Genomic DNA, 13,018 nt, shown 5'->3' on the forward strand with positions numbered 1-13,018 from the left:
GTCTACCCAGCGATCGTGTTGGGCTCAAATTGCCGGCTCGAATTTCAGCGCCACGCCGTTGATGCAATAGCGAAGGCCGGTCGGCGGCGGACCGTCCTCGAAGACATGGCCGAGATGACTGCCGCAGCGGGCGCAATGACATTCGGTGCGGACCATGCCGTAGCTGCGGTCCACGGTGTTCTCAACCGATCCGGGCACCGGGTCGTTGAAGCTCGGCCAGCCGGTGCCGCTCTCGAACTTCAGCTTGGATTCGAACAGAGGCTGGTCGCAGCCGACGCAGGAAAAGGTGCCGGCGCGCTTCTCATAGAGCAGGGCGCAGCTTCCCGGCCGCTCGGTGCCGTGGCCGCGCATGACGGCGTATTGCTCCGGCGTCAGCCGGGCGCGCCATTCGGCGTCGGTGCGGGTGATGGGGTAGGTGTGGGTATCCATTTGGTCTCCTCAGCCTTGCCGGCTCGTTGTTGATTGCAACGTCATATTCGCAGCAAATAGGCATTTGTTACAGGGTTTGCCCGCATTTTCGGTCGTGCCTTCATGCGATGGCCCTGAGATAGCGGGCGACCGATGTGTCGAATGCCGCCTTTGCATCGCCAATGACATTCTGGTTCCACCATGCGCCGTGGATATGGTCGAACCGGAACGGCTCGAGTGCCGTCGCAATGCGGCGTACGGCGGCCGCGTTGAGCGGAATCTGGTTCGGGTAGCTGTACATGAAGCTGACATGGCGACGCGTCGGCGTCACCTGCACAGTATCGCCGGTCAGGATGGCGTTGCCGCCATCGCGTTTCCAGTGCAGCACCTGGCTGCCGGCAAAATGGCCACCGCAGCGGATGAGCGTCAGTGACGGTTCATGGAGAGCGTCTCGCCCTCCCAACTGATGATCGCCTTGTGCGGTCGTAGGATCCATTGTCGGTCGTCGGCATGGAGATAGATCGGCACGCCGCCAAACGCCTCGCTCCATTCGACCATCGCCGAGTAGAAGTGGCAGTGCGAGATGGCGATCGCTGTCAGGCCGCCGCGACGGTTGATTTCGGCCACTGCCTCGTCGCTGACCATCGAGATGCAGTCCCACAGCACATTGCCGTGCGGCGTCTGCGCCAGCAGTGCGCGCTGGCCGATGGCGAAGCGCGGCTCGATGCCGAAAGCGAGAACACCGGCGTCGTCCCTGACCATGACCCGGTGTCCGTCAGCGAGCTCCTGCGACGTGATCCAGGCCTGGCCTTCCCAGCGTACAAATTGCCGCTCGTCCTCGCAGATCGGGCAGTGGTCCGGTGGTTCCTGTGTTGCCGCGAACTGGACGCCGCATTGCAGGCAGAGAAAGCAGGTCATCGGGTTTCCCGTCGGTGGCTATTCAATGCTTCCTTGAAAGCTGCTTCGTCGCGCCTTCGAGCCCGGCGAGCGTCAGCGGGAACATGCGGCCACCGAAGATGTCGCGGATCATGGCAATCGAATGGGTATAACCCCAGTTCTTCTGGTCCTCGGGGTTCAGCCATACCGCGTTGGGCCACTGCTGCAGCAGGCGGCCGAGCCAGACGCTGCCTGCTTCAGGATTCCAGTGTTCGACGGAGCCACCAGGGTGGGCAATCTCGTAGGGGCTCATCGAGGCGTCGCCGACGACGATCACCTTGTAGTCCGGCCCATATTTGTGGAGCAGGTCGAAGGTCGGGATCGTCTCGGCGTGACGGCGGCGATTGTCCTTCCACACGCCCTCGTAGAGGCAGTTGTGGAAATAAAAATATTCGAGCTGGCGGAATTCCGCGCGGGCGGCCGAGAACAATTCCTCGACACCTTTGATGTGATCGTCCATCGAGCCGCCGACATCGAAGAACATCAAGAGCTTCACGGCATTGCGGCGTTCCGGCCGCGTTTGCACGTCGAGATAGCCATGCTCGGCGGTGGCGTGGATGGTGCCGGGCAGGTCGAATTCCTCCTCGGCGCCTTCGCGCACCCAGCGGCGCAGGCGCTTGAGCGCGATCTTGATGTTGCGCGTGCCGAGTTCGACGGCATCGTCGAAATTCCTGAACTCGCGCTTATCCCAGACTTTTACGGCGCGGCGGTTTCGGCTTTCGTGCTGGCCGATGCGCACGCCTTCGGGATTGTAGCCATAGGCGCCGAAGGGCGAGGTGCCACCGGTGCCTATCCATTTCGAGCCGCCCTGGTGTCGGCCTTTCTGCTCCTCGAGCCGCTGTTTCAAGGTCTCCATCAGCTTTTCAAAACCGCCGAGTGCCTCGACCAGTTTTTTCTCCTCGTCGGTCAGGTGCTTCTCGGCGAGCCGGCGCAGCCATTCTTCCGGGAGGTTCGCGACGTCCACGGCATCCGTCCCGCCCAGCGCCTCAACACCCTTGAAGACATGGGCAAACACCTGGTCGAAGCGGTCGATGTGGCGTTCGTCCTTCACCAGTGCGGTGCGGGCGAGATAGTAGAAACCCTCGACGTCGTAGTCGACCAGCCCGGCTTCCAGCCCCTCCAGCAGCGACAGATATTCCCGTAGCGAAACGGGAACACGCGCTGCCTTCAGTTCGAGGAAGAATGGGATGAACATTGTCTATCTACAGCAGATCATACTCGATGAAGCCGGTCCGACGCGCCACATGGTCGTAGAGCTTTCGTGCCGTGGCATTGGTCTCGTGCGTCATCCAGTAGACGTTCTTGACGCCGATCCCTGCCGCTTCGTGTTTCACCGCCTCGATCAGCGCCGCACCGATGCCTTTGCCGCGCACCTCCGGGTCGGCGAACAGGTCCTGCAGGTAGCAGTTGTTCTGCTCCGCCCAGCAGGAGCGGTGATAGAGGTAGTGGGTGAGGCCGACAGCCTTGCCGTCGAGGGTGGCGATGAAGCCCTTCGGCTCGAACTCACCCGCCGTAAACAGCCGCTTCCAGGTGACGGCGTAGACCTCCTCCGGCAGCCTGGTCTCATAGAAGGTGAGATAAGCGGTCCACAGCCGCTGCCAGTCGGCATGGTCGGACTGCGCCAGCGGGCGGACGGTGATCTCGGTCATTTTGTCTCCTCCGAAGGGTTTTGGCCGAAGCTGCCTGCCTGTTCGGCTGGCGGCAACGGTCCACAGCCGGGGAAAGCGCTAACCCTGCCGCCTCGCCATGAAGGCCAGCCGCTCGAACAGATGCACGTCCTGCTCGTTCTTCAGCAATGCGCCATGCAGCTTGGGCAGGGCGTTCTTCGGGTCGGCGCGCAGGTCTTCCGGGGCGATGTCGTCGGCGACCAGAAGCCTTATCCAGTCGAGCGCCTCTGAGGTTGACGGTTTCTTTTTCAGCCCCGGCACCTCGCGGATCTCGTAGAACTGGGTCAGCGCCGCCCGCACCAGATTCTGCTTGATGCCGGGATAGTGCACGTCGACAATTCTGTGCAGCGTCTCGACGTCGGGGAAACGGATGTAGTGGAAGAAGCAGCGGCGCAGAAAGGCGTCCGGCAGTTCCTTCTCGTTGTTGGAGGTGATGATGACGATCGGCCTGACCGCGGCGCGGATGGTCTCGCCGGTCTCGTAGACGAAGAACTCCATCCGATCGAGTTCCTGCAGCAGATCGTTGGGGAACTCGATGTCGGCCTTGTCGATCTCATCAATCAGAAGCACGACCTTCCTGCCGGCCGCGAAAGCCTCCCACAATTTGCCGCGCTTGATGTAGTTCCTGATGTCGTTGAAACGTGCGTCGCCAAGCTGGCTGTCGCGCAGCCGCGAGACGGCGTCGTATTCGTAAAGGCCCTGCTGCGCCCTTGTCGTCGACTTGACGTGCCATTCGATGAGGTCGAGGCCGAGTGCGGCGGCCACCTGCCTGGCGAGCTCCGTCTTGCCGGTGCCGGGCTCGCCCTTGACCAGTAAGGGCCGCTCGAGCGCGATCGCCGCGTTGACCGCCACCATCAGATCCTTGTCGGCGACATAGGCCGCCGTGCCTTCGAAACGCATTTTTGCTCCCTGGTTTGGTCATGACGACCGTAAGGACGCCGCCCTGCCTGTGCAAGGGTGGCTTGTTGGCGGCGGCGAGGCCGTCAACCCGACACGGAAAGAATGCCCGTCTCACTGGCGCTTGGTCTACCAGCAGCCTATATTGAGCGAGACGGTCTGTGCTTCCCGGCAGGAGAACATTTTCCCCGGGGCCTTAACGATCCTTAGGGAGCTGTCCCTGGGAAGACCCGTGGGTTTTCTCATACGGCGCCCACCTACTTTGTAGGTTCCCGGGATCGCTCTCTCCACCGGTTGTGTGGATCGTCGCTCAAGGCCAAGCATCCACTGACATTTCGGTGGATCATGCGGTAGAAAACGTCGTTCCTGCCCCTCCGTTCAAATCCGACCTTTTCTACCCTGGCTCCATGACCTCTCCAAAAGAACTGAAAAAACACCTCCGCAAGGAAGCACTCGGCCGCCGCGATGCGCTGGATGCGTTCTGGCGGGTGGAGGCGGCGCTCGAAATGGCCGAGACGGCGCGCGATCACCTCGCGGTTGAACCGGGGCAGATCGTCTCCGGTTTCTGGCCGATGCGCTCGGAGGTCGACGTGCGGCCGCTGATGTTTGCCTTGCGCGAGCAAGGGGCAAGGCTCTGCCTGCCGGCCATTCTCGACAAGACCACCATCGTCTTTCGCGAACTGGTGCGCGGCGCGCCGATGGTCGAGATGGGCTTCGGCACTGTCGGCCCGCATGAAGAAGCCGAGGTGCTCGACCCTTCGGTGATGCTGGTGCCGCTTGCCGCCTTCGACGCGCGCGGTCACCGTATCGGCTATGGCGCCGGCTATTACGACCGCGCCATCGCCAAGCTGATCGACAAGGGGCTGCCGCCACGGCTGATCGGCATCGCCTTCGACTGCCAGGAGGTGGCACAGGTGCCGGACGAAAACCATGACGTTGTCATTGCGGAAATACTCACCGAGAGCGGATTGCGCCGGTTCGATATCCCTTAAAATATTATGATCTGCCTATCGCGTTTCTGGGAAGATCGGATAGTATTTCAGTAGTACAATCCGACTTGATGGCGGCAAAGACTGTGTCTTTAATGCGTTTCATCCTGATGCCTTTCGCCCTGATCACGGCAGCGCTGTTTGCAATGGGATTGCACATCGTCGGGACCGGCCTGTATCATCAGGCTGCCTGGCATCAGACGGTCGCCACCGTGACGGATGTCGATCCCTACACTGAAACGAGAAAGAACGGCCTAACGATAGATGGCATCAAAGTCGCCGTCACCTATGTGGTTGACGACGCGCCGATGACCTGGTCCGGAAAGGGCAAAATCATCGGTCTTTATGCGGCGTCCATAGGCGACAAGGTGGAATTGTACTACGACCCCGCCGATCCATCGAACCTCGATACCGCCGCAATGAAGGGCTGGCTCGTCGCCCTGTTGATCATTGTCGGTACCGGCGGCTTCACGGCCTTCTACGTATGGTTCTTCTGGCTACGCGGATGGCACGCGCGTCCACGTCGCCCATGATGCAATCGCCCGTTCGCGCTGCGGGCGCGTGCACAACGCCGCTCCACCGGCAGCGGGTCACTTCCGGTCGGCGTCAGGACCAATCGCGGTACCGCTTGCCTTGCATCCATGGCTCTGGATAGAAGTGGATATGAGACTTCTCTTCCTCGGCGACATGGTCGGAAAAACGGGACGCACGGCGGTGTGGGAACAACTGCCGGGGCTGATCTCCGATTTCAAACTCGATTTCGTCATCGTCAACGGCGAGAACGCCGCCGGCGGCTTCGGCATCACCGAAGAGATCTTTCGCGAGACGATCGCGGCCGGCGCCGATGTCGTCACCACCGGCAACCATGTCTGGGACCAGCGCGATGCGCTGGCCTTTGCGCCGCGCGAAGAGCGTTTTCTGCGCCCCTCCAATTTCCCCAAGGGCACGCCCGGGCGCGGCTCCGGCGTCTACATCGCCAGGAGCGGCGCGCGGGTTCTGGTCGCCAACATCATGGGCCGGGTGTTCATGCATCCCGAACTCGACGATCCGTTCCAGGCCGGCGAACGCGAGCTGGCTGCCTGTCCGCTCGGCGAGCAGGCGGATGCGGTGATCATCGACTTCCACGCCGAGGCAACCTCGGAAAAGATGTGCTTCGCGCATTTCGTCGATGGCCGCGCCAGTCTCGTCGTCGGCACCCACACGCACCAGCCGACCGGCGATCACCAGATCCTCAATGGCGGTACCGGCTACATTTCCGATGCCGGCATGTGCGGTGACTATGATTCCTCGCTCGGCATGGACAAGGAGGAACCGCTCAACCGGTTCCTGTCGAAGGTGCCGAAAGGGCGATTCGAGGCCGCGACCGGGCCGGCGACATTGTGTGGCGTCGGTGTCGATATTTCCGACCGCACCGGGCTGACCGAGCGGATCGCGCCGTTTCGTCGCGGCCCGCGGCTGGAGGAAACCGCACCCTCCTTCTGGTTGTGACATTGATATAGACGCGCTTAGTACCTAACTGCCGGCTTCATCTGCTTCAGATCGTTACAAGAGGGGACGACCTCCATGCAGCTCATCGAATTCCTGGCGCCGCATTTTCACTTCGTGTCCGATCCAACCGCCTGGGTCGCGCTGCTGACGCTGGTGGTGCTGGAGATCGTGCTCGGCATCGACAATCTGATCTTCATCTCGATCCTGACCAACAAGCTGCCGGAATCGCAAAGGGCTCGTGCCCGCCGCCTCGGCATCTCGGCGGCGCTGATCATGCGGCTGGTGCTGCTGGCCACCATTTCGATCATCGTCCAGCTGACGACGCCGGTGTTCACCGCCTTCGGCCACGGTTTTTCCTGGCGCGACCTGATCCTGATCGCCGGCGGTCTGTTCCTGGTCTGGAAGGCGACCAAGGAAATCCACCACACGGTCGATCTCGACGATCATCAGGACACGATGATGGGCGAGACGCTACAGCTTTCGCTCGCCGGCGCGATCTTCCAGATCCTGTTGCTCGACCTGGTCTTCTCCATCGATTCGATCATCACCGCTGTCGGCATGACCGACGAGATCGCCATCATGTATATCGCCGTCATCGTGGCGGTGAGCGTGATGATGCTGGCGGCGGCGCCGCTCGCCAATTTCATCGCCAAGAACCCGACCATCGTCATGCTGGCGCTGGGCTTCCTGCTGATGATCGGCATGACGCTGATCGCCGACGGCATGGGCTATCACGTGCCCAAGGGCTATATCTATGCCGCCATGGGTTTTTCGGCGATGGTCGAAGGTCTCAACATGCTGGCCCGCAAACGGAAGAAGTCAGGGTCCGGCGGTCACTAGCCTCGGAAAGCCGCGATCCCGAGCGCCGCGCTGCCTATAAGGCGCGGCTGGACGAATTGAGCCGATTTATCTATAAGCCGGCCATTCCGACAGAGAACGCCGTACGTCCATGCGGACGCGCAAGGGGCGTTCTGAAATTTTGAATTTGAGCATTTTGCAAAACGCCAGGTGATTCCACCTGGCCGCAAGCTGCTCTAGCCCAAGAGACGACAGGGGTGCCATGGCTGGCCATTCACAGTTCAAGAACATCATGCACCGCAAGGGCCGCCAGGATGCGGTGCGGTCGAAAATGTTTTCCAAGCTGGCGCGCGAAATCACCGTTGCCGCCAAGAGCGGGACGCCCGATCCATCGATGAACCCGCGCCTGCGCCTTGCCGTGCAGAACGCCAAGGCGGTGTCGATGCCGAAGGACAACATCCAGCGCGCCATCAACAAGGCGTCGATGGGCGATGCCGAGAACTACGAAGCCGTGCGCTATGAGGGCTACGGTCCGGGCGGCGTCGCCGTTATCGTTGAGGCTCTGACCGACAACCGCAACCGTTCGGCGTCGAATGTGCGCGCCGCCTTCACCAAGGCTGGCGGGGCGATGGGCGAGACCGGATCGGTGTCGTTCATGTGGGATCGTGCCGGCGAGATCTACTATCCGGCATCGGCCGGCAGCGCCGACAAGGTGATGGATGCGGCGATCGAAGCCGGCGCCGACGATGTGGAATCCGACGAGGAAGGTCACACGATCTACTGCGCCTTCGAGAATCTCGGCGAAGTTTCGAAGGCGCTGGAAGCCTCGCTCGGAGAAGCCGAATCGGTGAAGCCGATCTGGAAGCCGCAGAACAGTGTTCCAGTCGACGAGGATCGCGCACAGTCGCTGATGAAGCTGGTCGCCACACTCGAGGACGACGACGACGTCCAGAGCGTCTACGCCAACTTCGAAGTCGACGACGAGACCATGGCCAAGCTCAGCGCGGCATGAGCAGGGCTCGGCCAGAGACATGAGCGGAGCTCAGTCCGAGATGAGCGAAAAAGCGCTGCCCGCCATCCGCATCACCTACTGCACGCAGTGCCAGTGGCTGCTGCGTGCAGGCTGGATGGCGCAGGAATTGTTGTCGACCTTCGGCACTGATCTCGGCGAAGTGACGCTGGTGCCCGGCACCGGCGGCATCTTCACCATTTCCTGCAATGATACGCTGGTCTGGGACCGCAAGCGCGACGGCGGCTTTCCGGACGCGGCAAAGCTGAAGCAGCTGGTCCGCGATGTCATCGATCCGGATCGCGATCTCGGTCATTCCGACCGCAAGGGCCATACATCAAAAGACTCCGCCTGAGCGGGGCCTCTTGCTTTTCGCAGAAACGCTTCTCTCTTTGTCTTGACGCAATCCGGACGGCTACACACGTTTCCTGGAGTTGCTTAGAGCAATGAGAGAATGAAGCAGGCCATCGCCACGATGGCGGTGATGGTGCGGACGTGGTTCCACATCACCCATTGGTTCAGATGGTTCGCCCACACGGCGGCGCCGTTGCTGCTGGCCGGGTCGACGGCGGCGAGCGCATCGTTGAGCGGCACGTTGAAGACCATGGTCACGATCGGGTTGCCGATCAGGTAGATCACCGCGCCGGCAAGCAACCAGTACGAGCCGGACTGGCTCCAGCCCATGATGGCGGCGGCGATAAGCACCAGACAGAGCAGGCCGGTACCGAAAAGCGCCATCATGAAGGTCGGGGTGATCACCGTGATGTTGATCGAATTCATCGCCGCGATGCCGCTTGGGATGGGCAGTCGGGCGAGCGCCGGCATGACGAAGTTGGAAAAGGCGAAGAACACGCCGCCGACGACGCCCGAGCCGATCGCGGCGAGGAACACGAGGGTGGGGAGAAGTTTCGTGATCATGTCAGTTGCTCCAGATGCCGGTTGCGGCGGTTGCGGTTGCGTAAGCGGAGAAGTCTCTTGGCTGGCGGCCAAGCACGCGCCGGACGCCATCGGTGAGTGACTCGTTGCGGCCGTCGAGCACCTCGGTGAACAGCTCGTTGAGCAGCCAGGTGAATTCGGGCGGCAGGTCGTGCGCGGTCACGGCGGCGGTGAATTCGTCGTGCGAAATCCTGACAAAGCGGATGTCGCGCCCGGCGGCCTTGCCAATCTCGGCGACCGCGTCGGCGAAGCTCAGCAGTCGCGGCCCGGTCAGTTCATAGAGCTGGCCCACATGCCCTGGCTCAGTCAGCACGGCGAAGGCGACGTCGGCGATGTCATCGGCATCGACGAATGGCTCGCCCACATTGCCGACCGGCAAAGCCACTTCGCCCTCAGCCAAGGACTCGACAAGGAAGCCTTCGCTGAAGTTCTGCGAGAACCAGGCGCAGCGCAGGATCGTCCAGTCTGCGCCAGAGGCCTTCAGCATCTCTTCGGCACGTTGGGCTTCCGCCTCGCCACGCCCGGACAGCAGCACCAGCCGGGGGACACCGTTTTCTACGGCTAGCCTGGCGAAGGCGCCGACCGCCTCGGCCGCACCCGGCACGGCCAGATCGGGATAGTAGCTGATGTAGACGGCGCTGACGCCTTGCAATGCCAGGCCCCAGGTCGCGGGGATCTGCCAGTCGAAGCGCGGGGTGCCCGAGCGCGAGCCGATCCGTACCGGCAGGCCATGCGCCGTCAACCGCTCGGCAAGGCGGCGGCCGGTCTTGCCGGTGCCGCCGAGGATCAGGATGGGTTTCGTTGTCGTGTCGTTCATGGCGTTTTCCTCTTTTACAAACATGAGTAATCCTCACATTTGCAAAACGTGATAAACCCTCGTATTTTGCGAGTCAAGCAATTTTATTGGCATTTGGAGTTGGCCATGGAAGACACCGCCGTGCCGGTTTCGGCCCAGGAGCAGATTGCTTCGCCGCGTCGGGCGCCGAGCCAGCAGCGCAGCCGTGAGCGGGTCGAGCGGATGCTCACCGCCGCCTCGGCGCTGATCGCCGAGCAGGGCAGCGACGCCATGCGCATGGGCGAGGTGGCGGAACGGGCAGGGGTGTCGATCGGCTCGCTCTACCAGTTCTTTCCGGACAAGCGGGCGATCGTCTGGGCGCTGGCCGAGCGCTACACCGCCGAAAGCCAGGCCTGCATCTCGGCGGCACTCGCCGATGTCGGCGACGCCGAAGGCCTGGGCCAGGCGTTTTCGGAGCTGGTCGATATCTACTACGGGCTGTTCCTGGCCGAGCCGGTGATGCGCGACATCTGGTCAGGCACGCAGGCCGACAAGGCGCTGCGCCAGCTCGAACTCGCCGACAGCCGGGCCAACGCCGAATTCCTCACCGCGGTGCTGAAGCGGCTACGGCCGGCCGCCGATCCGACTGCGCTGGAAACCACTGCGTTCCTTGTCTGGCAGATGGGCGAGGCCGCTGTGCGGCTGGCGATCTCGGTGGAGCGCCAGGAGGGCGACAGGCTGGTCGCCGCCTACAAGCGCATGGCGCTCAGGGAATTGCTGGCGGAGTAAGGAGCGCAGGCTGAATCTTCGGCGAAGCCGACAAAAAACCCGCCTCGAAGGGCGGGTTTTCCGATCTGCGAAAAGGTCGCCGGACTTAGAGGCCGAAACCTTCGAAACGCTTCTTGAACTTCGACAGGCGGCCGCCGCGGTCGAGCAGAGTCTGCTGGCCGCCGGTCCAGGCCGGGTGGGTGGTCGGGTCGATATCGAGGTTCATCGTATCGCCTTCCTTGCCCCAGGTCGAACGGGTCATGTATTCGGTGCCATCGGTCATGACGACCTTGATGGTGTGGTAATCGGGATGAATGTCGGTCTTCATGGTTCGGTTCCTGGCTTGCCGGCGCTGCCGACGGGCATAAGCCTGCGTCGATGCGCCCCTTTTTAAAACTCGAAGCCGCAGCTATTGAGGAGCCACGGCTTCTAAAACGGTCGGCGAGCCTATACATCAGCCGGAATTGAATCACAAGGCCGCGGCAAGCGCATATTGAAGCGCATAGCCCGAAGGCCGCTAGAGGAAACACTGGAATGGCGCAACCCAGCAGCGCAGACGAGCGCCGGCGCTCGCTCAAGCCGCTCAGGCGCCTGTTCCCGTACATCACGCATTATCGCACGCTGGTCATCGGCGCCGTCATCTCGCTGGTCATCGCCGCGGCAACGACGCTGGCGCTGCCGCTGGCCGTGCGGCGCATGATCGATCATGGTTTCTCGTCGGCCAGCACCACCTTCATCGCCGAGTATTTCGCGGCGCTGGTGGCGATGGCCGCCGTGCTGGCGGCCGCCTCGGCCGGCCGCTACTATTTCGTCATCACGCTCGGCGAGCGCGTCGTCGCCGACATCCGCCGCGATGTCTTTGCCCATGTGACGACGCTATCGCCTTCCTTCTTCGACACCGCCCAGTCGGGCGAGATCGTTTCGCGGCTCGCCGCCGACACGACGCAGGTCAAATCGGCGGTCGGGGCGACGGCCTCGGTGGCGCTGCGCAACGTCATCCTTGGCCTCGGCGCGGTGGGGATGATGGTCGTCACCAGCCCGAAACTGTCCGGCCTGGTGATCGCCGCTATCCCGGTCATCGTGCTGCCGCTGGTCGCCTTCGGCCGTTCGGTGCGGCGCAAGTCGCGGCAGGCGCAGGATACACTTGCCGATGCCACCGCCTATGCCAGCGAGCAGATCGGCGCGGTGCGCACGTTGCAGGCCTTCACCAATGAGAAGCTGGTCACAGGGCATTTCTCCGCCGCGGTGGAAGCCGCTTTCGCGGCGGCGCGCGCCTCGATCTTCGCGCGCTCCTTCCTCACCTTCTTTGCCATTTTCACGATCTTCTCGTCCGTCGTGGCGGTGCTGTGGTTCGGCTCGCGCGACGTGCTCGAAGGCTCGATATCGCCAGGCACGCTCGGCCAGTTCCTACTCTATTCAGTGTTCGCCGCCGGTGCGCTCGGCGCGCTGTCGGAAGTGTGGGGCGAGCTTGCGCAGGCGGCGGGTGCTGCCGAACGGCTGACCGAGATCCTGGCCGAGAAGCCGGCAATCCAGGCACCGGCCCATCCGAAGCCCCTGCCAACAGCCGCCAAGGGCGCGATCGTGTTCGACGATGTCTCCTTCTCCTACCCGGCCAGGCCCGACCGCGCTGCCGTGCATGGCTTGAGCTTTCAGGTCATGCCCGGCGAGACGGTAGCGATTGTTGGCCCGTCAGGCGCCGGCAAGAGCACGGTCTTCTCGCTGATCCTGCGTTTCTACGATCCCGAAACTGGCAGGATCCTGATCGACGGCGTCGACGTGCGCGAGGCCGATCCCGTCTCGGTGCGCGAGCGCATCGCCATCGTGCCGCAGGATGTCACCATCTTCGCGGCAAGCGCCCGCGACAATATCGGCTTTGGCCGGCCGGGCGCCAGCGAGGCCGAGATCGAGACGGCGGCGAAGGACGCGCTGGCCGACGAATTCATCCTGAGGCTGGAGAAAGGCTATGACAGCCAGGTCGGCGAGCGCGGCGTGACGCTGTCCGGCGGCCAGCGCCAGCGGGTGGCGATCGCCCGCGCCATCCTGCGCGACGCGCCGATCCTGCTGCTCGATGAGGCGACCTCCGCGCTCGACGCCGAAAGCGAGACGCTGGTGCAGGTGGCGCTGGAGCGGCTGATGCAGGGCCGCACCACCATCGTCATCGCCCACCGGCTGGCGACGGTGCTGAAGGCCGACAGGATCCTGGTCATGGACGGCGGCAGCATCGTCGAGGAGGGCACGCATCAGAGCCTCGTCGCCAAGGGCGGCATCTATGCGCGGCTGGCCAAGTTGCAGTTCGATACCGGCGCCAGCGCCTTCAGGGGCGCGGCGGAGTAGGCATTTCCGGCGG

At 62.9% G+C, this 13,018-nt stretch carries 15 protein-coding genes, 1 other RNA gene and 1 pseudogene; 9 read left to right on the forward strand and 8 right to left on the reverse strand.

Features of this window, described 5'->3' with window-relative positions:
* Positions 1 to 24: 24 nt before the first annotated feature.
* From msrB to AC1RZR_RS07520, 5 genes and pseudogenes are all read right to left on the reverse strand, one after another.
* Positions 25 to 429: a peptide-methionine (R)-S-oxide reductase MsrB gene (msrB, locus tag AC1RZR_RS07500; protein ID WP_477269107.1), complete on the reverse strand. Its 405-nt coding sequence runs from the start codon at positions 427 to 429 to the stop codon at positions 25 to 27.
* 100 nt (positions 430 to 529) lie between these two features.
* Positions 530 to 1,326 (reverse strand): annotated as a pseudogene (locus tag AC1RZR_RS07505) (MBL fold metallo-hydrolase).
* A gap of 22 nt (positions 1,327 to 1,348) precedes the next feature.
* Positions 1,349 to 2,539, reverse strand: coding sequence for a vWA domain-containing protein (locus AC1RZR_RS07510; protein WP_481828134.1), 1,191 nt, complete (start codon positions 2,537 to 2,539; stop codon positions 1,349 to 1,351).
* Between the two features lie 7 nt (positions 2,540 to 2,546).
* Complete coding sequence (locus AC1RZR_RS07515) at positions 2,547 to 2,993, reverse strand: GNAT family N-acetyltransferase (RefSeq protein ID WP_481828135.1); 447 nt, start codon at positions 2,991 to 2,993, stop codon at positions 2,547 to 2,549.
* A gap of 78 nt (positions 2,994 to 3,071) precedes the next feature.
* A complete protein-coding gene (locus AC1RZR_RS07520; protein WP_481828136.1) occupies positions 3,072 to 3,911 on the reverse strand; it encodes an AAA family ATPase in 840 nt (279 codons plus the stop codon).
* 150 nt (positions 3,912 to 4,061) lie between these two features.
* On the opposite strand from AC1RZR_RS07520, the gene ssrS reads away from it, so the two are divergent.
* From ssrS to AC1RZR_RS07555, 7 genes are all read left to right on the forward strand, one after another.
* A non-coding RNA gene (gene ssrS, locus AC1RZR_RS07525) (6S RNA) lies at positions 4,062 to 4,217 on the forward strand.
* Positions 4,218 to 4,315: 98 nt separating this feature from the next.
* The gene (locus AC1RZR_RS07530) at positions 4,316 to 4,900 is read left to right on the forward strand and encodes a 5-formyltetrahydrofolate cyclo-ligase (RefSeq protein WP_481828137.1); all 585 of its coding nucleotides are present in this window, start codon (positions 4,316 to 4,318) and stop codon (positions 4,898 to 4,900) included.
* Between the two features lie 92 nt (positions 4,901 to 4,992).
* Complete coding sequence (locus tag AC1RZR_RS07535; RefSeq protein WP_481828138.1) at positions 4,993 to 5,430, forward strand: DUF3592 domain-containing protein; 438 nt, start codon at positions 4,993 to 4,995, stop codon at positions 5,428 to 5,430.
* 130 nt (positions 5,431 to 5,560) lie between these two features.
* Entirely contained in the window at positions 5,561 to 6,385 is an 825-nt protein-coding gene (locus tag AC1RZR_RS07540) for a TIGR00282 family metallophosphoesterase (protein WP_379103923.1), read from the forward strand.
* A 75-nt stretch (positions 6,386 to 6,460) separates the two neighbouring features.
* Positions 6,461 to 7,225 carry a TerC family protein gene (locus AC1RZR_RS07545; RefSeq protein WP_477269122.1) on the forward strand — a complete coding sequence of 255 codons (765 nt, stop codon included), beginning with the start codon at positions 6,461 to 6,463 and terminating at the stop codon, positions 7,223 to 7,225.
* 220 nt (positions 7,226 to 7,445) lie between these two features.
* A complete protein-coding gene (locus tag AC1RZR_RS07550) occupies positions 7,446 to 8,195 on the forward strand; it encodes a YebC/PmpR family DNA-binding transcriptional regulator (protein WP_184872386.1) in 750 nt (249 codons plus the stop codon).
* A 40-nt stretch (positions 8,196 to 8,235) separates the two neighbouring features.
* A complete protein-coding gene (locus AC1RZR_RS07555; RefSeq protein WP_477269124.1) occupies positions 8,236 to 8,547 on the forward strand; it encodes an Rdx family protein in 312 nt (103 codons plus the stop codon).
* Positions 8,548 to 8,630: 83 nt separating this feature from the next.
* Here AC1RZR_RS07555 and AC1RZR_RS07560 read toward each other — a convergent pair whose 3' ends face one another.
* Together AC1RZR_RS07560 and AC1RZR_RS07565 are read right to left on the reverse strand one after the other, a co-directional pair.
* Positions 8,631 to 9,110, reverse strand: coding sequence for an anthrone oxygenase family protein (locus AC1RZR_RS07560; RefSeq protein WP_477269126.1), 480 nt, complete (start codon positions 9,108 to 9,110; stop codon positions 8,631 to 8,633).
* Position 9,111: 1 nt separating this feature from the next.
* Positions 9,112 to 9,945, reverse strand: coding sequence for an NAD(P)H-binding protein (locus AC1RZR_RS07565; RefSeq protein ID WP_481828139.1), 834 nt, complete (start codon positions 9,943 to 9,945; stop codon positions 9,112 to 9,114).
* Between the two features lie 105 nt (positions 9,946 to 10,050).
* On the opposite strand from AC1RZR_RS07565, the gene AC1RZR_RS07570 reads away from it, so the two are divergent.
* Positions 10,051 to 10,692: a TetR/AcrR family transcriptional regulator gene (locus tag AC1RZR_RS07570; RefSeq protein WP_477269130.1), complete on the forward strand. Its 642-nt coding sequence runs from the start codon at positions 10,051 to 10,053 to the stop codon at positions 10,690 to 10,692.
* A gap of 85 nt (positions 10,693 to 10,777) precedes the next feature.
* On the opposite strand, the gene rpmE is transcribed toward AC1RZR_RS07570, so the two are convergent.
* The gene (gene rpmE / locus AC1RZR_RS07575) at positions 10,778 to 10,999 is read right to left on the reverse strand and encodes a 50S ribosomal protein L31 (protein WP_006327661.1); all 222 of its coding nucleotides are present in this window, start codon (positions 10,997 to 10,999) and stop codon (positions 10,778 to 10,780) included.
* Positions 11,000 to 11,205: 206 nt separating this feature from the next.
* Between rpmE and AC1RZR_RS07580 the strand changes: the two genes are divergently transcribed.
* Positions 11,206 to 13,005, forward strand: a complete 1,800-nt coding sequence (locus tag AC1RZR_RS07580) for an ABC transporter transmembrane domain-containing protein (RefSeq protein WP_477269133.1) — start codon at positions 11,206 to 11,208, stop codon at positions 13,003 to 13,005.
* The last annotated feature ends 13 nt before the right edge of the window (positions 13,006 to 13,018 follow it).

The sequence above is a fragment of the Mesorhizobium bavaricum genome, from assembly GCF_056781655.1.